Source organism: Mycobacteriales bacterium, assembly GCA_035995165.1.
GTDB lineage: Bacteria > Actinomycetota > Actinomycetes > Mycobacteriales > CADCTP01 > CADCTP01.
Genome location: DASYKU010000161.1, coordinates 1 through 19,608, shown reverse-complemented (window position 1 = coordinate 19,608; position 19,608 = coordinate 1). Strand labels below are relative to the sequence as shown.

At 74.3% G+C, this 19,608-nt stretch carries 19 protein-coding genes; 10 read left to right on the top strand and 9 right to left on the bottom strand.

The genetic code is table 11. The annotated features are described in order from the left end of the window. The 3 genes from VGP36_26140 to VGP36_26130 all read right to left on the bottom strand — a co-directional run. A partial coding sequence (locus VGP36_26140) for an FAD-linked oxidase C-terminal domain-containing protein (GenBank protein HEV7658195.1) occupies positions 1–1,376 on the bottom strand: 1,376 nt, incomplete at its 3' end. Continuing rightward, positions 1,373–1,723 (bottom strand): alpha/beta hydrolase, encoded by a 351-nt coding sequence (locus VGP36_26135; protein ID HEV7658194.1) that lies wholly within the window; start codon positions 1,721–1,723, stop codon positions 1,373–1,375. The genes VGP36_26135 and VGP36_26140, both read right to left, overlap by 4 nt. Before the next feature lie 9 nt (positions 1,724–1,732). Beyond that, entirely contained in the window at positions 1,733–2,320 is a 588-nt protein-coding gene (locus VGP36_26130; GenBank protein HEV7658193.1) for an XRE family transcriptional regulator, read from the bottom strand. 88 nt (positions 2,321–2,408) lie between these two features. On the opposite strand from VGP36_26130, the gene VGP36_26125 reads away from it, so the two are divergent. Next, entirely contained in the window at positions 2,409–3,014 is a 606-nt protein-coding gene (locus VGP36_26125) for a methyltransferase domain-containing protein (GenBank protein ID HEV7658192.1), read from the top strand. A 15-nt stretch (positions 3,015–3,029) separates the two neighbouring features. Here the strand turns inward: VGP36_26125 and VGP36_26120 are convergent, their stop codons facing one another. Further along, complete coding sequence (locus VGP36_26120; GenBank protein HEV7658191.1) at positions 3,030–3,227, bottom strand: hypothetical protein; 198 nt, start codon at positions 3,225–3,227, stop codon at positions 3,030–3,032. Positions 3,228–3,342: 115 nt separating this feature from the next. Here VGP36_26120 and VGP36_26115 point away from each other — a divergent pair, with 115 nt between their 5' ends. The 7 genes from VGP36_26115 (at position 3,343) to VGP36_26085 (ending at position 10,328) form a co-directional block, all read left to right on the top strand. Beyond that, positions 3,343–3,687, top strand: coding sequence for a VOC family protein (locus VGP36_26115; GenBank protein ID HEV7658190.1), 345 nt, complete (start codon positions 3,343–3,345; stop codon positions 3,685–3,687). A 17-nt stretch (positions 3,688–3,704) separates the two neighbouring features. After that, entirely contained in the window at positions 3,705–4,793 is a 1,089-nt protein-coding gene (locus tag VGP36_26110) for a beta-eliminating lyase-related protein (protein HEV7658189.1), read from the top strand. A gap of 67 nt (positions 4,794–4,860) precedes the next feature. Next, positions 4,861–7,014 (top strand): helix-turn-helix domain-containing protein, encoded by a 2,154-nt coding sequence (locus VGP36_26105; GenBank protein ID HEV7658188.1) that lies wholly within the window; start codon positions 4,861–4,863, stop codon positions 7,012–7,014. 386 nt (positions 7,015–7,400) lie between these two features. After that, on the top strand, positions 7,401–8,300 hold the full coding sequence (locus VGP36_26100; GenBank protein HEV7658187.1) for a hypothetical protein: 900 nt from the start codon (positions 7,401–7,403) through the stop codon (positions 8,298–8,300). A 261-nt stretch (positions 8,301–8,561) separates the two neighbouring features. Beyond that, on the top strand, positions 8,562–9,233 hold the full coding sequence (locus VGP36_26095; protein HEV7658186.1) for a response regulator: 672 nt from the start codon (positions 8,562–8,564) through the stop codon (positions 9,231–9,233). A gap of 53 nt (positions 9,234–9,286) precedes the next feature. Then, complete coding sequence (locus tag VGP36_26090) at positions 9,287–10,081, top strand: methyltransferase domain-containing protein (protein HEV7658185.1); 795 nt, start codon at positions 9,287–9,289, stop codon at positions 10,079–10,081. A 121-nt stretch (positions 10,082–10,202) separates the two neighbouring features. Further along, positions 10,203–10,328, top strand: a complete 126-nt coding sequence (locus tag VGP36_26085; GenBank protein ID HEV7658184.1) for a hypothetical protein — start codon at positions 10,203–10,205, stop codon at positions 10,326–10,328. Here the strand turns inward: VGP36_26085 and VGP36_26080 are convergent, their stop codons facing one another. From VGP36_26080 to VGP36_26065, 4 genes are all read right to left on the bottom strand, one after another. Continuing rightward, on the bottom strand, positions 10,329–11,006 hold the full coding sequence (locus tag VGP36_26080) for a response regulator transcription factor (GenBank protein HEV7658183.1): 678 nt from the start codon (positions 11,004–11,006) through the stop codon (positions 10,329–10,331). It lies immediately after the preceding gene. A 172-nt stretch (positions 11,007–11,178) separates the two neighbouring features. Beyond that, positions 11,179–12,582 carry an FAD-binding oxidoreductase gene (locus tag VGP36_26075; protein ID HEV7658182.1) on the bottom strand — a complete coding sequence of 468 codons (1,404 nt, stop codon included), beginning with the start codon at positions 12,580–12,582 and terminating at the stop codon, positions 11,179–11,181. Between the two features lie 49 nt (positions 12,583–12,631). After that, entirely contained in the window at positions 12,632–15,766 is a 3,135-nt protein-coding gene (locus VGP36_26070) for an AAA family ATPase (GenBank protein ID HEV7658181.1), read from the bottom strand. Positions 15,767–15,934: 168 nt separating this feature from the next. Next, entirely contained in the window at positions 15,935–16,882 is a 948-nt protein-coding gene (locus VGP36_26065) for an aldo/keto reductase (protein ID HEV7658180.1), read from the bottom strand. A 211-nt stretch (positions 16,883–17,093) separates the two neighbouring features. Between VGP36_26065 and VGP36_26060 the strand changes: the two genes are divergently transcribed. After that, on the top strand, positions 17,094–17,951 hold the full coding sequence (locus VGP36_26060) for a DMT family transporter (GenBank protein ID HEV7658179.1): 858 nt from the start codon (positions 17,094–17,096) through the stop codon (positions 17,949–17,951). Positions 17,952–18,104: 153 nt separating this feature from the next. Beyond that, entirely contained in the window at positions 18,105–19,124 is a 1,020-nt protein-coding gene (locus VGP36_26055; protein ID HEV7658178.1) for an LLM class flavin-dependent oxidoreductase, read from the top strand. A gap of 69 nt (positions 19,125–19,193) precedes the next feature. On the opposite strand, the gene VGP36_26050 is transcribed toward VGP36_26055, so the two are convergent. After that, a partial coding sequence (locus VGP36_26050) for a hypothetical protein (protein ID HEV7658177.1) occupies positions 19,194–19,608 on the bottom strand: 415 nt, incomplete at its 5' end.

Sequence of the window (19,608 nt, the reverse complement as noted above, 5' to 3'; positions counted from 1 at the left end):
CCGACGACCTTGCCGGGGTTGAACAGGTTCAGCGGGTCCAGGGTCTGCTTCACCGCCTGCTGCATGGCCAGCACCTCCGGCGAGAGTTCCAGGCGCATGCCGCCGCGCTTGAGCAGGCCGACCCCGTGCTCGCCGGTGATCGTGCCGCCCAGCTCGATGGCCACCACCAGCAGCTCGTCGAACGCCTTCTGGGCCCGCTCCCGGGCCTCGTCGTCGCCGACCGGCGTACGGATCAGCGGGTGCAGGTTGCCGTCGCCGGCATGCGCGATCGTGGAGATGCTCGTGTCGTGCCGTCTGGCGATGTCCTCGATCGCGGCCAGCATCGCCGGCACCTTCGACCGGGGCACGCAGACGTCCTCGGTCAGCAGCGGCCCGAGCCGTTCCAGCGCCGGGTACGCCAGCCGCCGGGCCGCGAACAGCGCCTCCGCCTCGACCTCGTCGGTCGACTGCTCGGCCCACAGCGCCCCGGCGCCGCGGAACACCTCGGCCAGCGCGGCCGCCTCCTGGTCGCCGGCCTGGCCGGGCGCGTCGAGCTGGGCCAGCAGCAGCACCTCGGCGTCGGCGTCCAGGCCCAGGTGCTTCCAGTCCTCGACCGCGCGCAGGGTGAACCGGTCGAGCATCTCCAGCGCCGCCGGGACCAGCCCGCTGCGGGTGGTCGCGGCGACCGCCTCGCCGGCGGCGATCACGGTGTCGAAGGCGCCGACCACCGTCCGGGGGGCTTCCGCCCGGGCCGGGCGCAGCCGCAGCGTGATCTCGGTGATCACGCCGAACGTGCCCTCCGAGCCGACGAACAGGCCGGTCAGGTCGTACCCGCTGACGCCCTTGGTCGTCCGCCGGCCGAGCCGGACCACCGTCCCGTACGCACCGGCCGGCCCGCCCACCACGGCCTCCAGACCCAGCACGTAGTCCCGGGTCACCCCGTACTTCAGGCAGCACAGCCCGCCGGCGTTGGTGGCCACGTTGCCGCCGATGGTCGACCAGGGCGCGCTGGCCGGGTCGGGCGGATACCAGAGCCCGTGCTCGGCCACCGCCGCCTTGAGGTCGTCGTTGACCACCCCGGGCTGGACCACCGCGATCATGTTCTCGGTGTCGATCTCCAGGATCTGGTCCATTGTGGACAGATCCAGGATCAGGCCGCCGTCGACGGCGTTGGCTCCGCCGGACAGGCCGGTCCCGGCGCCGCGGGCCACGATCGGGATGCCGCGTTCGGCGCAGGCGGCGACGATCCGCCGGACGTCCTCGGTCGAGCGGGCCCGGACGGCGCCGACCGCGTCGCCGGCCGGCGCCCACTCGGCCTCGTCGTGCCCGAGCGTGCGCAGCACGTCGGGGTCGGTCACGACGGTCAGGCCGCGCAGCGTCTCGGCGAGAGTGCTCATCGCAGGAACTCCAGGATCGCGGCGTTCACCAGGTCGGGTTGGGGGTCGAGGTCGGCGGCGTGGCCGCACTCGTCGAGGACGACCGCCTCGGCCGGCTTGTTCGTCCCGGCCATCGCCGTGGCGTGCTGCCACGGCCAGAACTGGCCCTGCCGCCCGGCCAGGAACAGGCCGGGCACCCCGAGCCGGGCGATCACGTCGAGCCGGTCGGCCTCGGCGTGGTCCTGCAGCAGCGGCCGGAGCTCCGGCGAGCGCGGGTTCGCGAACCCGGCGATCAGCACGACCGCGGCTCCCTCGCCCTCGTCGACGTAGTTCAGCCGTACCCCGTCGCTGCTCGTCACCGAGGCCATGACCCGACCCTAACCGCGCCGGGGGGCGGCGCGGACGTGTGCGCGTTCACCCTGCTTGCCGACGAGGCTGAGGAACTCGACCGAGCCGGCCGCGGTGGCTCCGAACCAGTGCGGAGTACGGGTGTCGAACTCCGCGGCCTCGCCGGGTCGGAGGCGGAGGTCGTGCTCGCCGAGGACCAGGCGCAGCGTGCCGTCGAGGACGAAGACCCAGTCGTACCCCTCGTGCGTACGCAGGGCGGGCTCGGCATCGTCGGCCCCGGCCGGGAGCACGAACTTGTACGCCTGGATGCCGCCGGCCCGCCGGGTCAGCGGCACGACCGTCGACCCGTCCCGGTTGGCGATCGGACGGAGGTTGATGCGCGGATCCCCGGTCGGCGGGGCGTCGACGAGCTCGTCGATGGTGACCCCGTAGGCGCGCGCGAGCGGAAGCAGCTGTTCGAGCGTCGGCCGTCGGAGGCCCGCCTCGAGCCGGGACAGCGTGCTGGTGGAGATCCCGGTCTCCGCGGCGAGGCCGGCGAGGGTGACGTCCCGTCGGACGCGGAGCTGCCTCAGCCGCGGTCCGACGGCGTCGAGCGTGCGGTCCAGGTCGTCGCCCATGCTGTCAGTTTGCCATTCGGCAACAGAGTTTGCGGATCCGTCGCTCCGGTCGGCACCCTCGGGGCCGGACCGGAGAGGGGTCGACCCGATGACACACCGCTTCGACAAGGGGTTCTGGGACCAGCACTGGCAGGAGGGCCGGGCCGGCGGGAGCCCGCCGAACCCGTACCTGGCCCAGGAGATCGGCGACCTGCCAGCGGGTACGGCGCTGGACGCGGGATGTGGCGCCGGCGCCGAGGCCCGCTGGCTCGCCGCCGCCGGCTGGGAGGTGACCGCGGCGGACATCTCGTCCGAGGCCCTGGCCCGCGCGGCCGCGAGCGACGCCGCCGCGCGGGTGCGGTGGGTCCAGGCGGACCTGAGCGTCTGGGACCCCGGTACGCAGTTCGACCTGGTCACGACCCACTACGCCCACCCGGCCATACCGCAGCTGGACTTCTACGAGCGCATCGCCGCCTGGGTGGCACCGGGCGGCACCCTGTTGATCGTCGGGCACCTGCACACCCACGACGGCCACGGGCACGGGCACCGTCCGCCCGCCGAGGCGTCGGCGACCGCGGCGGCGGTCACCGCGCGCCTGGACGACACCCGGTGGGACGTCGTCACCGCCGGGGAACGCCGCCGCACCCTCACCGGCCCCGACGGCCACGAGGTGTCCCTCGACGACGTCGTCGTCCGCGCCACCCGGCGCCACTGACCGGCCGAGGCTGTCCTACTTGGTCGGTTCGGGCACGCTGCAGCGGATCTTCGGGTTGACGCCGACGTAGTTCAGCGGCCCGGCGACGATCGTGACCAGGATGGTCCCGGTCTTCGCGCAGCTCGCGTCCGAGCCCGAGAAGTAGTGGCGCTGCCCGGCTGCGATCGCGCCGATGATCAGCCAGATGAGGACGACGACGACACCGGCACGCATGCCTGCACCTCCGGGGCGAGGACTGGACCACATGATCGTTCCCCGTCCACCGACCGCTCAACCGGTCGAACCACCCCACCCGCCCGCACGGCATCGCACCGGCTAGCGTCGACGGATGACGGTCGACCTCTTCGCGGGTGTTCCGGTGAGCGACTACGAGCGGGCCCTGGGCTGGTACGGGCAGTTGCTCGGGTCCGGGCCCGCGTTCCGGCCGAACGCGACCGAGGCGGTCTGGGAGCTCGCCGAGAACCGTCACCTCTACATCGAGGTGCTGCCCGAGCGGGCCGGTTACGCCCTGCACACCGTGTTCGTCGACGACCTCGACGAGCGGATCACGGGCATCGGGTCCCGGGGGCTGGAACCGGCCTCGACCGAGGAGTACGACAACGGCGTCCGCAAGGTGATCTTCCACGACCCCGATGGCAACGAGATCGGCTTCGCCGGCGGCCCGACCGGCTGACGGCGGGAGGAGCCGGCATGGAGCAGGTCGACCTGTCCGGACACCCGGCCCGGCGGAACGTACGCCGGTGGCTGTCCGGCCATCCCCCGCAGGACATGCGCTCCCGCCTGCGGGAACTGGCCGACTCCCCGATCGCCGACGGACCCCCGGACCGGTACGGCACCGGCACCGTGGTGCAGGCGCTGGAGGCCCAGGTCGCCGACCTCCTCGGCACGCCGACGGCGTTGTTCGTGATCAAGGGCGTCATCGCGCAGCAGGCGGTGCTGCGGGTGTGGACCGACCGGCGCGGCTCGCCGGACGTCGCCGTGCACCCGCAGAGCCATCTCGACCTGGACGAGGCCTCCGCGTACGAGCGGTTGCACGGGCTCCGGCCGGTCCGGCTGGGCCGGCACCTCCCGTTCACGGCCGCGGACCTGGCGGCCGCGACCGGGCGGCTCGGCGCCGTCGTGGTCGAGCTGCCGCTGCGCCGGGCCGGTTACCTGCTGCCGTCCTGGGACGAGCTGGTCGCGATCTCGGCCTGGTGCCACGAGAACGCGGTGCCGCTGCACATCGACGGCGCCCGGCTCTGGGAGTCCGTGCCGTACCTCGGCCATTCCCTGACCGAGATCGCCGCGCTGGCGGACTCCGTCTACGTGTCGTTCTACAAAGGACTCGGCGGGCTGGCCGGTTGCGCCCTGACCGCCCCGCCGGACGTCCTGGCGGAATCGGCGGTCTGGATCACCCGGCACGGTGGCAGCCTCTACGCCGCCTACCCGTACGCGCTGTCGGCGCTGGACGGGCTCACCCGCCACCTCCCGGCGATGGCCGGGCACCACGAGCGGGCCGTCAGCCTGGCCGCCGCGCTGGCCGGCACCGGCCGGGCGACGATCGTGCCGGACCCGCCGCACACCACGGCGTTCCAGGTCCACCTGCCCGGCCGGCCGGAGGCCGTCGCCGCCGCCCTCACCCGGGCCGCGGTGGAGACGGGCGTCTGGATCGCCGACCGGGTGTCGGCGACGGCCCTTCCGGACGTGTCGATGATCGAGATCACCGTCGGCGTCGCGACCGCCGACGTCTCCGACGAGGAAGCGGCCGCCCTCATCGCCGCCCTGACCGTCCACACGTGACGGTCCGGTCCGCCGCTGTCCGCGACGGTGATCGACTCCTGATCAAGCCTTGTGAGAGCATCGGCGCATGGCCGAGTTCGGTGCAGAGTTGCGCCGACGCCGAGAGGCCGCCGGCCTGTCGTTGACGCAGTTCGCCCCGCTGACGCACTTCAGCAAGGGCTACCTGAGCAAGGTCGAGACCGGGAACGCCCCGCCCAACCGCTCCCTCGCCGAGATCTGCGACCGGGTGCTGGACGCCGACGGGGAGTTGCTCGCGCTCGTCCCGGACGAGGGCGAGCACGACCGGGAGCCGGTGACGGCGCTGCCCGCCCTGCCGACCCCGGTCGTCGGGCGCGCGGCGGAGATCGACCGCCTGGCGACGGCCCTGTCCGGCCGACCGGCGGTGCACGTGGTCACCGGCCTCGGCGGCATCGGCAAGACGACGGTGGCGGTCGCGGCCGCCCGCGCGGTGGCCGAACGCTTCCCGGACGGCCAGTTCCTCGTCGACCTCGGTCCCCCGGGCGCGACGGCGCCGACGGAGTCCGAGTGCCTGGACCGGGCCCTGCGGGCGCTCGGCGTCCCCGGCCGCCGCATACCCCCCGACCTGGCCGGCCGGGCCCTCCTGTTCCGCGACCGGGTGCGGCGGAAGCGGATCCTGCTGCTGGTCGACGACGCGACCAGCGCCGGGCAGCTGCGGAGCCTGCGCTCCGGCGGCCCGGGCTGCCGGGTGCTCGTCACCAGCCGCCGCCGGCTCACCGCGCTCGACGACGCCGACCACCTGGAGCTCGGGCCGCTGCCGGACGACCCCGCCGGCGCGTTGTTCCGGCAGATCTCGGGGACGCCGCCCGGCGATCCCGTCGACGAGTTCGTCCGGCGCTGCGGGTCGGTGCCGCTGGCGATCCGCATCGTCGCGGCCCGGGTACGCCGCGGCGGCTGGACCCCGGCCGAGATCCTCGACCGGCTCACGGACGAGGCCAGCCGGATCCCGGCCATGGACGACGGCGAACGCAGCATGGCCGCGGTCTTCGCCGTCTCCCTCGACGGTCTCGCCGGCGGCGAACGCGACCTGCTCGTCCTGCTCGGCCTGCATCCGGGACCGGCGGCCGACCTGCCGGCGACGGCGGCGCTGGCCGGGCTCCCGCCGATCGAGGTCGAGTCGGTGCTGATCCGGCTGTACGAGTCCTGCCTCGTCACCCGCGAACCCGGCGGGTTCGTCGTCCTGCCCGACCTGGTCCGGGCCCACCTGGCGGCGACCGAGCTCCCCCGCCTGCCGGCGGCGTACCGGGACGGCGCGGTCCGCCGGCTGGTCGACCACCTCGTCGCCCGCGTCGCCGCCGCGGACGCCGTGATCGAGCCGCACCGGCACCGGCCCGGATCAGGCTGGCCCGCGGCGGCGGGGTTCGGCACCGCGGCCGAGGCAGGCGAGTGGCTGCGCCGGCAGTGGCCGGTCGCGGTCGCCGTGGCCGACCAGGCCCGCGCCGCCGGGCTGGACGAACGCTGCTGGCAGCTGGGCTTCCTGCTGCGCGGCTACTTCTTCCGGGAACGGCTGACCGGGCCCTGGCTCCACAGTGGACGGATCGCCCTGGCCGCAGCCGAGCAGGCCGGGCAGGCCGCCTGGGTGGGGATGTCGCTGAACAGCCTCGGCATGGCCTACCTGGAGAGCGGCGACCCGGCCGAGGCCGCACGCTGCCACCTCGCCGCCGAGGAGGTCTTCGGGGCCGTCGGCGACGAGCGCGGCGCTCTCGACTCGCGGTCGAGCCTGGCCTGGGTGCGTCTCTACGAGGGCGCGTACGAGCAGGCCCGGCGCGGGTTCGAGGTCGTGCTGGCCGACTACCGGCGGCTGGGGCGGCCCCGCAACGAGTGCATCGCGCTGCGGGGGCTGGCGCTGGCCGCGGCCGAGCTCGGCCACGACGCCTCCGAGTACGTCCGGGAGGCGACCGCGCTGGCCCAGACGCCGGTGGACCAAGCGATGACCGCGAACTGTGCCGGCTGGGTCCACTACCGGGCCGGCCGGTACGACGCCGCCGCCCGCGACTACGCCGCGGCGGCCGAGAGGGCCCGGCCGGAATCGAGATACGAGCTCGTCCGCGCGCTGACCGGGCTGGGCAACGCCGCCGCCGCGGCCGGGAACCGGGACGACGCCGGCGAACGCTGGCGGGAGGCGGACGAACACCAGGTGTTCCTCGACGCCGGCACCGTCGGCGAGGCCGGCGCCCGCCGCGCACTGTCCACAAAGGATTAGGCCCCGATCCCGGCCGGGGCGGCCGGGATCGGGGCGGTCGAGTGTCGGGGTCAGCCGAGCAGCGACGCGACGTGGCTGAGGATGACGATCAGACCGTGCCAGTCCATGCGGAACACCTCTTCTCTTGCGAAAGAGGTCCGGCTCCAGCCGGACAGGAATGGGATTCCGAAAGGAACGGCAATTCGACTTCCCGGGCGTCCCCGGGTCCGAATTCAGTGCCGTATTTCGGTAAGTCGAATGTGCACCGCCGGACCATCCCGGCGGAATGGGTTTCCCGTTTCCCGTACGAACAGGAAACACAACCCCGGGAAACGGGGATGTCGCCGGCCTGCCGTGGGCGACGTAGGGTTGCTCGCCCGTTTCCACCACCCGCGGAGGACGTCCGGATGCCACCGGCGCAGGCCCTGAGCGACGCCCACACGCGCCTCGGCCGGTCGCTGCGGGCGACGCGGACCCGGGCCGGCATCAGCACCCGCCAGGTCCCGAAAGGCCAGGTGTACTTCAGCTCCGGCCACATCTCTCTGGTCGAGGCCGGCGCCACCACCCCGTCGCCGGAGCTGATCGAGAGCTACGTGGCGATGCCGGGCAGCGTGAGCGTCGAGATCTACGCGCTCTACGAGCAGATGGTCGCGGCCAGCCGGAACGCGGCCCGGCGCCGCCGGCAGGGCGGGGAACCAGCGGCCGGGCCGCCGCGGGACATGACCGAGGTGGGCGGCCGGCAGGACGTACAGCGGCATTACCACGTCGCCTCGACGCGGGCCCATTACGAATTCGGGCCCACCGGTGCCATTCGTGATGTCGTGTGCGAGATCGCGCTGACCGCCAATTCCCCGGGCGTACGGATGTACTACACCGGCTTCAACTATCCGGCCGACCAGCGGCCCGGCGTGCTCAGCGTCGAGGCGCTGTCCGGCGCCGTCGTGGCGGCCGCCCAGGCCAGTCCCAGCGGGGCGATCGGGGCGTACTTCCGGCTCGACCGCGAGCTGGCCCCGGAGGATCCGGCGCCGCACACCGTCGCCTTCCGGGTCGAGGTCCACAGCGAGGTCCCGGCCGCGCCCCGGCTCCGGTACCTCGCCACCGGCGGCAGCGAGCAGCTGCTGCTGAGCGCCGGCTTCGCCGCGCCGGCGGTGCCCGGGTCGGTCTGGTGGTTCGCCGTCCCCGACATCGTCGACGCCGAACACCCCGCGCCCGGCCAGCTCGTCCCGCGGGGCGAGGACGGCCGCTTCGAGCGCCGGTTCGAGCGGCTCGTGCCCAGCTGGTGCTACGGCTTCGCCTGGGCCTGGTGACCGCTTTCGTCTCGGCAAGCAGCCGGAGCCGTCAGTAGCGTCGCCGTGTCGCGATCACGGGGGTCGCGGCGTGTCGACGGTGGCCGTCCGGACTGTGCGCCCGGCGGGTCGTCCCGGCATCGGGGGCCCGGCCGCCGCGCTGGTCACGACCGGCGCGGCGACCGCTGGCCACCCCACCCAGCGCGGCACTCGGAGGCCGGCCGATGAGGAAGGGGCCGCACATGGACCACTGGAACTGCGAGGGATGAGGGTCGCGTGGAGATGGCCCGCATCCTGCAGGTGGACGACGAGCCGGGGTGGCGGGACGCCGTCCGGCAGGCCCTGGCCGAGTACCACGTCGACCTGGCCAGCAGCTACGACGAGGCCCTGACCCGGCTGCGGACCGGGCCCGCGTACGACCTGGCGCTGGTCGACCTGGACCTCGCCGCCGGCCCGGACCCGCGCGGCGACGACCTGCTCCACCTGCTGCGCACGGCCTATCCGGACACCCGCCGGATCGTCGTGGCCGACGCGCCGCCGGGCGGGGCGACCGTCCTGGAGAAGTACGGCGTCGAGGAGCTGCTCCTCCGGCCCGACATCGCGGTCCCGGACGTACGGCACGCCGTCGACGACGCGCTCGGCCAGCAGGTGTCGGCCGGCGCGCGGATCCGTCGCGCCGAGCTCTGGCGCCGCTACCAGGACTGGCGCCGCCGGCAGGACAGGGAGCTGGACGGGCGGATCCAGGCCGCGGAGACGTTCGCCCGCAACGCCGGGAGGGTCCAGGGCGACTCGCGTCGGCGTGCACTGGCCGAGATCGTGGCGCTGCGCGAGCGGTTCCGGGCCGACGCCAACGCCCTCGGCGATCGGATCGAGGCGGCGGCCACGGTCGAGGACACCCTGGACGCCGCCGACATCCTCGACCACCTCGAAGACCGCTACACCCAGCTGATCTAGAGACGTCGATCACGGCAGCCGCGGACCGCGGGGCCGGCGGTCAGGATGGGCGGGTGGCGACCGACGAGGGGTATCTGCTGGACAACCGGCAGGCCGAGGCCGGGCAGCGCTTCGACGCGCTCGCGGACCTGCTGGACCCGGTGACGTTCCGGCACCTGGACGCGGCCGGCGTCGGGCCGGGCTGGCGGTGCTGGGAGGTCGGGGCGGGCGGCCCGAGCGTGCCGGCCTGGCTGGCCGGGCGGGCCGGCCCGGGCGGGCGGGTCCTGGCCACCGACATCGACACCGGCTGGATGCCGGCCGACGCCGGGTACGAGGTGCGCCGGCACGACGTCGGGATCGACCCGGCGCCGGACGGGCCCTTCGACCTCGTCCACGCCCGCCTCGTGCTGGTCCACGTCCCGCAGCGGGTGGCCGCGCTCGCCAGCATGATCGGAGCACTGCGACCCGGCGGGTGGCTGGTCGTCGAGGACGCCGACCCCGGACTGCAGCCGCTGCTGTGCCCGGACGAGCACGGCCCGGCCGAGCAGCTGGCCAACCGGCTCCGGCAGGGCTTCCGGACCCTCATGGCCGGCCGCGGCGCCGACCTCACCTTCGGGCGGACGGTGCCCCGCCTGCTGCGCGACGCCGGGCTGCTCGACGTCCGGGCCGACGCCTACTTCCCGGTCGCCTCGCCGGCCTGCACCGCGCTGGAGCACGCCACCGTCCGGCAGATCCGCGACCGCCTCGTCACCGCCGGCATCGCCACCGACGCCGAGATCGACCGGCACCTGGCCAACGTCGCCACCGGCCGCATGGACCTGGCCACCGCCCCGCTCATCTCCGCCTCGGGCCGGACGCCGGTTCGCTGACGCGGCGCCGGCGGATCTACGGATCTACGGATCTACGGACGGCAGCCTCGATGGCCGGACGCAGATAGTCACCAGCGGTGACCGATTAGCTGCACCAGGTACCCACTTCGCCGCTGAGCAGGTGGGTCAGGCTTGCCGCAGCGCGATACTCGACGCCCTGCCTCAGCCGTTCGACCTCACGCTCCGCGGCTACGACCGCGGCCAGGTGGACCTGGCCGTCTCGACCCTGACCGAGCAGCTCAGCTGATCAGCCGGCCACCGCGGCCAGCTCCGGTGCGGACAGCATCCCCAGCCGGCCGGCCTTGACCACGGCCTCCAGCTGGGAATGGCTGTCGAGCTTCATGAGGATGCTCTTCAGGTGGCCCCGGCAGGTGTGCAGGCTGATCGACAGCTCGTGGGCGATCACGCGGGCGTCCTTGCCGTGGCTCAGGAGGGTCAGGACGGACTGCTCGCGCGCGGTCAGCGCCGGCAGGTACGCCTCCGCCGGCCGGAGCTCCCGCGGCCGCACCACCGGCTGCAGCATCGCCAGCAGGGCCGGGTCGACGATCATCGCCCCGCTCCGGGACGCCCTGATCATGTCGAGGACCTGGTGCAGCGCACCGGACTTCGCCACCAGGGCGGCGACGCCGGCGCCCGCGGCCCGGGCGATCAGCTCGGCGTCCTGGCACGCGGTCAGCATCACCACCCGGATCCGCGGGTGGCGCACCGCGAGCGTGGAGGCGACGGCGACCCCGTCGCTGTCCGGCAGCAGCAGGTCGAGCAGCACCACGTCCGGTTCGGTGCGCCCGACCAGCAGCAGCCCCTCGGCCGCGGTCGTCGCCGTACCGACCACGTCGAGGTCGTCCTCGACCGAGATCGCGAACGTGAGCAGATCCAGCAATGTCCGATGGTCGTCGATCAGAGCGACCGTCGTTGTCTCAGCCACGTGCTCCCCCATGACGCAGATGGCAACCCCTGGCGCATGGTGCCGTACGGGACCGGCTGATCAGGGCCGAACGGCCGAATGTGATCGAACCACCACCTACAGTGACCTAAGCCCGGTCCTCGGACGACGCCGGGACCGGCGGCCGGATGGCCGGCCGCCGGTGGCGAGGTGACTAGCCGGCGGGGCGGATGTTCTGGTTGATGTGCAGCGCGTTGTCCGGGTCGTAGCGGCGCTTCACCTGCGCGAGCCGGTCGTAGTTCCCGCGGTACGCGGCCCGGATCCGGTCCTGCCCCTCCTCCATGAGGAAGTTGACGTACGCGCCGCCGGCCGAGGTCGGGTGCAGCTCGTCCCAGTAGTCGCGGGCCCACTGCGAGATGAGCTCGGCGTTGGCCGGGTCGGGATCGACGCCGACGATGACGCCGGCCCACCCACCGTCCCGGTACGAGAAGGCGGTCGCGTCCTCGGCCACCCGCGAAGCGGCGCCGTCGATCGGGTAGAGGTGCATGGTGGAGTGCCCGGTCGGCAGCAGCGCGCCGTACTTCTGGTGGACCTCGATCCCCGCGTCCGAGATCTCGGCGAAGAAGTCGGCCCGCCAGTACCACTGCAGGCCCGCCGGGTAGAACGGGTCGAAGGCGCTCTGCAGCGCGGTGAACGGCATCGCGTGGATGCCGTTCAGCATCGGCGACCCGAAGCTCGTCACCGCGCCGAGGACCTCGTCGGCCCGGTCGTGCGGGCCGGTGTAGCACCAGACGATGCCGCAGGCCTTACGCCCCCACAGCTCCTCCGGGAACGGCGGCGCCGGCGGGATCGTCAGCAGCGCGAGCCAGCCGTCGAGCTCCTCCGGCAGGGACGGGACGAGCTCCCGGTACCAGCGCATGACCTCGGCGGTGTCGGCGAAGTCGTACAGCACCGGACCGCCGACGATCACGCCGTGCTCGCCGATGTCGTGGCAGCGGAAGGTGAACGAGGTGACGATGCCGAAGTTGCCGCCGCCCCCGCGCAGCGCCCAGAACAGGTCGGGGTGCGAGCTCTCGCTCGCCGTCACGACCGAGCCGTCGGCCAGGACGACGTCGGCGGCGAGCAGGTTGTCCACGGTCAGGCCGAACCGCCGGGACAGGTAGCCGATGCCGCCGCCGAGGGTGAGCCCGCCGACGCCGGTGGAGGACAGGAACCCCGACGGGGTCGCCATTCCGAACGCGACGGTCGCGTGGTCGACGTCGGCCCAGGTGGCGCCGCCGTCGACGCGGACGGTGTGGTTGTCGGGGTCGACCGTGGTGCTGCGCAGCAGCGAGAGGTCGATCACCAGGGCATCGTCGCGGACGCCCAGGCCGGCGGCGTTGTGGCCGCCGCCGCGGACCGCGATCTCGATGCCGTGCTGGCGCGCGAATCGTACGCAGGCGACGACGTCCGCGGTGTCGCGGCAGCGGGCGATCGCCGCCGGATGCTGGTCGATCATGCCGTTGTAGACGGCGCGGGCCCCGTCGTAGCCGGGATCGTGCGGGGTGATGAGCTCGCCGCGCAGCGCCGCGACCAGCTCGTCGTACGAGACGGTGGTGGCGGACTCGATGGTGGTCATGACGTTCCTTCGAACGGGCGCTCGCCGATCGAGCGCGTCCGGACCGACGCTAGGAAGCGGGCGTTCCCACATCGTTCGGCCCGGCCGGAACGGTGCGGAACGCCCCGGCCGCCGAGGCCGCCCGGGTCGCGCGGTCGCGCTCGCAGCGGCGCAGCAGCGCGACGCTGCCGTGCTCGGTGGCCATCCGGGCGGCGCCGTCCAGCCGGGCGATCGCGGCGTCCCGGTCGTCGTGGGCCGCCCGCAGCCGCAGCACCTCGGGCAGCCACCACAGGTCGTGCCGGGCGTACCCGTCGGCGAGGGCGGCGTCGAGGGCCGGGATCGCGGCGTCCGGACGGCCGGCGCGGACGTGCAGGTCGGCCAGCAGCGCGAGCCAGTACGGCATCCGCGCCATCGAGCCCGACGCCCGCAGCGCGGCGATCCCCTGGCGGGCCGGCTCCGTACCGGACCCGTCCTGGCGGCACCAGCCGCCCAGGATCAGCGCCCACTCGCGGTAGTAGGCGAAGCCGTACCGGCCGCAGAGCTCGGTCAGCTCCGCGACGGTCTCGGTCAGCTCGGCCCGGTCGTCGCACAGCTGGGAGGTGATCCCGCCGTACGCCAGCGCCACCGCCAGGCTGTACGGGTGCCCGATGTCCCGGGCCAGCGCGATGGCCCCGGCGCGGGTGGAGCGGGCCTCGTCGTCGTGGCCCAGCAGCCAGTGCGCGTGCGCGGCCCAGGCCGACCCGTGCACGTCCGGGCGGGTGCCGACGGTCAGCGACGGCGTCCGGTGCGCGAGCGTCGCCGCGATCTCGAAGTGCCGCAGCCCGACCGCCGGCCGCCCCAGGCTGAGCGAGGACCCACCGAACGCGAAGTGCGCGACGCCGGCGCGTTCCGAGTCGGGCTCGGCCAGGGCCAGCGCGCGGGTGACGGTCCGGTGGCCGTCGTCGAGGTTGCCCTGTACGAACTGGGTCGACCAGAGCCCGACCCGCGCGGTGAACGCCGACGCGGCCCGGCCGAGACCGTCGGCCAGCTCAACCGAGTGCTCCATCGTCCGCTGCAGCTCCACGGAGGCGTAGCCGTAGCGGGCGTTGAGCGGGGCGGCCATGGCCTCCAGGATGTCGAGCTCGGTGCCGTCCCGGCCCGCGCCCGCGGGGAGCGTACGCAGGATCGCCAGCGCGTCCCGGTGCAGCCGGATCGCCTCGGCGTGCGCGAACCGCGCGGCCGCGATGTCCGCCGCCCGCCGGTAGTAGGCGACGGCCCGCTCCGGCCGGCCGCCGCGCGCGTACTGCTCGGCCAGCTGGGCCGAGACGGCGTCGGTGTCGCTGGCGTGCAGGAGCTCCAGCCCCTGCGCGAGCCGCCGGTGCAGCAGCCAGCGCCGGGGCGGGCTCACCTGCCCGTACGCGGTGTCCCGGAGCAGGTCGTGGGAGAAGTCGTAGCCCTCCCGGACCTCCCGCACGATCCGGCGGCGCCAGAGCTCGTCGATCGCCTCCACGACCGTGTCGGCGGTGAGGTCGCTGGCCTCGGCGAGCAGCTCCAGCGTGAAGTCCCGGCCGACGGCCGCGGCCAGCGCGGCCACCTCCCGGGCCGCGGGGCTCACCTGGTCCAGGCGGTTGCGCAGGACCGCGGTCAGGTCGTCCACCGGCAGCGGGGCGCGGTCGAGGTCGGCGGTGGTACGGGCGGCCTCGACGACGTAGAGCGGGAAGCCGCCGGTCGTCGCGTACAGCAGGGCGGTGTCGTCGGCGGCCAGCGGGAAGCCGGAGATCGCCGCCGCCAGCCGGCCGGTGTCGGCCGCCTCCAGCGGGCTCACCGCGAGCTCGGTGAGCCGCCCGCCGGCCCGCATCCGGGCCGTCCAGTCGCCGAGCTCGGGGGCGTCCGCCCGGACCGTCGCGGCCACCAGCACGGGAGCGCCGGCGGCCAGCCCCAGGTAGAACGGCAGGAACGCGAGCGTCTCCTGGTCGCACCACTGCAGGTTGTCCAGCACCAGCAGCATCGGGCGGCCCAGGCCGATCAGCGCCCGGGCCAGGCCCTCCAGGAAGCGGTGCCGCTGCCAGGCGTCGACCATCGCCCGGGCCGGCAGCGCCGGCTCGCCCCGGTCCGGCGTGGACGGCACCAGCCGGTCGACCTCGTCCCGCCAGACCGGGTCCAGCGTCGCGGTGGCCGCGCGGATCGCCGGCGCCCGCAGCCAGTCCGCCACCGGGGCCAGCGCCAGCTGCCCGGACGTGCCGAAGCACTCGGTGCCCGCCACCACCGCGCCCTCGGACCGGGCCAGCTCGGTCAGCTCCGCGACCAGCCTCGTCTTCCCGACGCCCGGGTCACCGCGGACCAGCACCAGCTCCGCGTGGCCGGCGGTCGCGGCCCGCCACCGGTCCCGCAGCAGCCCGAGCTCCGCGGACCGGCCGACCAGCTGCGCCGCGGCCGCCCCCGACCGGCCGGTCGGCCGGTGCGGCTCCGACCGGCCGACCGGTCGGTCGGGCTCCGCGGCCGCGGGCCGGACCGCGAGCCGGCGCAGGGCCTGCCGGGTGGCCTCGTCGGGCTCGATGCCGAGCTCGCGCTCCAGCACGGACGCGCAGTGGTGGTACGTGCTCACCGCCCCGGCCCGGTCCCCCAGCTCGGCCTGGATCTCCATCAAGGTCCGGTAGCCGACCTCCTCCAGCGGCGCCAGCTCGATCCGGCGCCGGGCGGTCGCGACGGCCCCGGCCAGGTCGCCGGTCTGCACCTGGGCCCGGCCGAGCCGGTCGCACAGCTCGATGCACTCCCGTTCGATCCTCGCCCGCGGCGCCGGCAGCCAGTCGTCGTACGCACCCGGGAGGAGCTCGCCGCGGTACTCGGCCAGGGCGGCGGCGGCCGCGGTCAGCACGGTGGCGGTGTCCCCGGCCACGGCCACGGCCCGCTGGACCTCGAACGTCCGCAGGTCGACCCGGCACGACGGGCTGTCCCGCCAGCACAGGTCGCGCGGCGTCACCAGCAGGGACGGCTCCGCCGGCAGGATCTGGCGCAGGTGGTGCAGCTCCCGGCGGAGGTTCGTCAGCGCCTGCGCGTCCGTCGAGTCCGGCCAGAACAGCCCGGCGAGGTGCTGGCGGCTCTGCGGCGCGCCCGCATGCAGGACCAGGTAGGCGACCAGGACGACCGCGCGGGACGACCGGGTACGGACGATGCCGGTGGCATCGTCGGTGATGACCTGCTCCCCGAGCAGCGAGACCCGCAGCACCCCGACCCAGCCTCCCCGACGAGCCTGCCCGCACCGTAGCCCTACGCGCCCTTCTCGATCCGGGCGTAGCCGGACAGCAGCACGTCCGCGAGCCGGTCGGGCGCCTCCATCGCGACGTAGTGCCCGACGCCGTCGAGCGTCACGGCGGTCACGTGACGACGTACCCGGTCATCGGCCCGGCCGCTCGGGGAAGCAGGCGCGGACCCGGTCGCGGGTGGCGTCGTCGAGGGGAACCGCGGCCACGTTCTGCTCGATCTGCGCGGGTGCGGTGGCGCCGAGCAGCACGCTGCCGGTGCGCGGGTCGGCCAGCGCGTACCCGACCGCCAACGCCGCCGGCGCGACGCCGAGATCGGCGGCCAGCGCGAGGAACGCCGGGACCCCGGCGAGCACGGCCCGGGCCCGCGGGTCCTCCAGCTTGCCCGCCATCCGGCCGGCCGCGGCCGGGTCGGCGTACTTGCCGGTGAGCAGACCACCCGCCAGCGTCGCCGAGGCGACCACCGAGACCCCCGTATCCGACAGCACCCCGGTCATCTCCCGGTCCTCGACCACCGACCGCAGCGCGGCACTGTACGGAAGCTGCGTCGCCACCGGCGCCGCGACGCCGAGCCGGCCCGCGGTCGCGACCGCCTCGGCCGTGTCGGCCGCGGACCAGTTGAGCAGTCCCCAGTGCACGGAGCTCCCCCGTTGGAGAAGCCCGCTGACCTCACGGACGACGTCCGCGACCGTCATGCCCGCCGGCCGCCGCTCGGCGTAGATCAGGTCGACCCGGTCGAGCCCCAGCCGTCGCAGGCTCGCGGCCAGCTCCGCCGCGGCGTCCTGGCGCGGCCAGAACTCCCACCACAGCTTGTTCGCGACCACCACCGCGTCGCGGTCCCACCCCGCGGCCCGGAACACCTCGCCGAACACGACCTCCGACCATCCGGTCGGCAGGGGCGCGGTCCCGCTCTCGTCGTCGTACCGGGCGTCGTCGAGGAACGTGATCCCCGCCTCCCGCGCGGCCACCATCACCGCGACGGCGTCGGCCCGCTCCATCCGCTCGAACGTCCGCCAGGACCCGAGCGAGACCGCACTGACCACGGGCCCGGCCACACCGAGCCGGCGACGAGTCATAGCCATGGGAGGAGTATCGACACCTGATAAACTCGGGTCAGCACGTGGTTGCGCCTAGGGTTCCGTCGGCTCCCCGCCTCGTACGGCACACACAATCAGGGTGAGCCGGGACTGGACCGAGCGGCGACAGGACGGTTCCGGCAGCCAGCCGGCGGTCGCCCAGACCCAGGGGACAGAAGCCCGGAGGGGTTCCTGCCCGCATGCCCTGGGAGCCCCCGTGACCACCTCCTCCTCCGTCGGTCCCACCGTCATCCTCGCCGTGCTGGGTGCGGCGGTGTTGCACGCGGTGTGGAACGCGCTGGCCCACGCGATCGACGACCAGCTGGTCGGGTTCGCGCTCATCGGCGTGGGTGTCACCGTCGGGGCGGTGCCGCTCGTGTTGTTGTCCTCGGCGCCGGCCCGCGCGAGCTGGCCCTACCTCGTCGGCTCGGTCGTGCTGCACGTGGCCTACAACCTGCTGCTGATGCGGTCCTACCGGCTCGGCGAGTTCAGCCAGGTCTATCCGATCGCCCGGGGCACGTCGCCCTGGCTGGTCGCGCTGGCCGCGGCCGTCTTCGCCGGCGAGCACCTGTCGCCCCTGCGGTGGCTGGGAGTGCTGGTCATCTCGGCCGGGCTGGCCTCGCTGGTGTTCGCCGGCGGCGTGCCCACCCGGGCCGCGCGCCCGGCGATCGCGGCCGCCGTGCTGACCGGGGTGGCCATCGCGGCGTACACGACCCTCGACGGGCTCGGGGTCCGGAGCGCGGACACGGTCGCCGGCTACACCGGCTGGCTGTTCCTGTTGCAGGGGCCGGTCCTGCCGCTGGCCGCGGTGGCGGTCCGGCGCGGCCGGCTCTGGCCGCAGGTCCGGCCCCACCTGCCGGCCGGGCTGGCCGCTGGGCTGCTGTCGCTGGCCGCGTACGCGCTGGTGCTCTGGGCCCAGACCCGGGGCGCGCTGGCGCCGATCGCCGCGCTGCGCGAGTCCAGCGTCATCGTCGGCGCGGTGATCGGCACCGTCGTGTTCGGCGAGCGCTTCGGCCGCTGGCGCATCGCCGCGACCGTCCTCGTCGCCGCCGGCGTCATCCTCGTCAGCCTCTGAGCCACTGCCCGGCCGCGACGACCTCCCCGGCGCGAACGCCGCCGGCCGGATGAGCCTGAACCTCTCCGCGCCGATCGGCGACCAGCTCACCGCCCGCCGGATCAGCTCCCCGACCTTCCGGAAGTCTGGGCGGCCGCCGGTGTTGGTAGTGGTGTGAAGAAGATCGGGTTCCTGTCCTTCGGCCACTGGTCCCAGTCGCGGGGTTCGCAGACCCGCACCGGGGCGGACGCGCTGCTGCAGTCCATCGAGCTGGCGGTGGCGGCCGAGGAGGTCGGCGCCGACGGCGCGTACTTCCGGGTGCACCACTTCGCGCAGCAGCTGGCCTCGCCGTTCCCGCTGCTGGCCGCCGTCGGGGCCCGGACGAGCCGCATCGAGATCGGCACCGGCGTGATCGACATGCGGTACGAGAACCCGCTCTACATGGCCGAGGACGCCGGCGCGGCCGACCTGATCGCCGGGGGCCGGCTCCAGCTGGGCATCAGCCGGGGCTCACCGGAGCAGGTCATCGACGGCTTCCGCTACTTCGGCCACGTCCCGGAGGAGGGCTCCGACCACGCCGCCATGGCCCGGGAGCACGCCCGGGCGTTCCTCGACGTGATCAAGGGGGAGGGGTTCGCGCGTCCGAACCCGCGGCCGATGTTCCCCAACCCGCCCGGGCTGCTCCGGATCGAGCCGCACTCGCCCGGGCTGTCCGAGCGGATCTGGTGGGGCGCCGGCAGCCGGGCGACCGCCGAGTGGACCGCGCAGCAGGGGCTGAACCTGATGAGCTCGACGCTGCTCACCGAGGACACCGGGGTGCCGTTCCACCAGCTGCAGGCCGAGCAGATCCAGCGGTTCCGGGACGCCTGGAAGGCCGCCGGCCACGACCGGGAGCCGCGGGTCTCGGTCAGCCGCAGCATCTTCCCGATCGTCAGCGATCTGGACCGGGCCTACTTCGGCTCAGCGCGCGCGGATCAGGACCAGGTCGGCTACATCGACGGCGGCACCGCCCGCTTCGGCAAGACGTACGCCGGGGAGCCGGAGCAGCTGGTCAAGGAGCTCGCCGACGACGAGGCGATCGCCGCCGCGGACACCCTCCTGCTCACGGTCCCCAACCAGCTCGGCGTCGACTACAACGCCCACCTCCTCGACAGCGTCGTCCGGCTCCTGGCCCCCGACCTCGGCTGGCGCTGACCGGCGGCGCACACGACGGAGCCCCGCAGCCGGGGGGTGGCTGCGGGGCTCCGCTCTAGGAGGGGATGGTCAGTTGCGGACCACCACCGCCTGGGCCAGCAGCACGCCGCCGCGGCTGCTCTCGATGCTGACCGTCCGGCTGGCCGGCGGCTGCGGGCCGTTGGCCAGACGCAGGCTCCAGGCGCCGAGCGCGTCGACCGACGCGGTCCCGAGCTTGGTGCCGGTCAGCGTGTTGCCCAGCCAGACGGTGATCTGGTTGCCCGTGGTCACCGTGGCCGTACCGACGACACGCCATTCACCCTTGCTCGTACGGAACTCCACCTGCGAGGTGGTGAGCACGTCCGGGATCGGGCTGATCTGAACGTTCGCGACGTCCGTGCCGCCCGGGCCGGTGACGGTGAGCTGGAAGATCACCGGGTCGGCCGTGTTCGGCATCGTGAAGGTCGGCTTGGCCACCGTCGTGCTGGACAGCGTGGCGGCCACG

Excerpts from the sequence above, each read along its gene's own strand:
- VGP36_26115 (HEV7658190.1), top strand. The coding sequence starts at position 3,343 with ATGACGGTCGACCTCTTCGCGGGTGTTCCGGTGAGCGACTACGAGCGG.
- VGP36_26095 (HEV7658186.1), top strand. The coding sequence starts at position 8,562 with ATGGCCCGCATCCTGCAGGTGGACGACGAGCCGGGGTGGCGGGACGCC.
- VGP36_26130 (HEV7658193.1), bottom strand. The coding sequence starts at position 2,320 with ATGGGCGACGACCTGGACCGCACGCTCGACGCCGTCGGACCGCGGCTG.
- VGP36_26100 (HEV7658187.1), top strand. The coding sequence starts at position 7,401 with ATGCCACCGGCGCAGGCCCTGAGCGACGCCCACACGCGCCTCGGCCGG.
- VGP36_26135 (HEV7658194.1), bottom strand. The coding sequence starts at position 1,723 with ATGGCCTCGGTGACGAGCAGCGACGGGGTACGGCTGAACTACGTCGAC.
- VGP36_26125 (HEV7658192.1), top strand. The coding sequence starts at position 2,409 with ATGACACACCGCTTCGACAAGGGGTTCTGGGACCAGCACTGGCAGGAG.
- VGP36_26065 (HEV7658180.1), bottom strand. The coding sequence starts at position 16,882 with ATGGCTATGACTCGTCGCCGGCTCGGTGTGGCCGGGCCCGTGGTCAGT.
- VGP36_26075 (HEV7658182.1), bottom strand. The coding sequence starts at position 12,582 with ATGACCACCATCGAGTCCGCCACCACCGTCTCGTACGACGAGCTGGTC.
- VGP36_26110 (HEV7658189.1), top strand. The coding sequence starts at position 3,705 with ATGGAGCAGGTCGACCTGTCCGGACACCCGGCCCGGCGGAACGTACGC.
- VGP36_26120 (HEV7658191.1), bottom strand. The coding sequence starts at position 3,227 with ATGCGTGCCGGTGTCGTCGTCGTCCTCATCTGGCTGATCATCGGCGCG.
- VGP36_26105 (HEV7658188.1), top strand. The coding sequence starts at position 4,861 with ATGGCCGAGTTCGGTGCAGAGTTGCGCCGACGCCGAGAGGCCGCCGGC.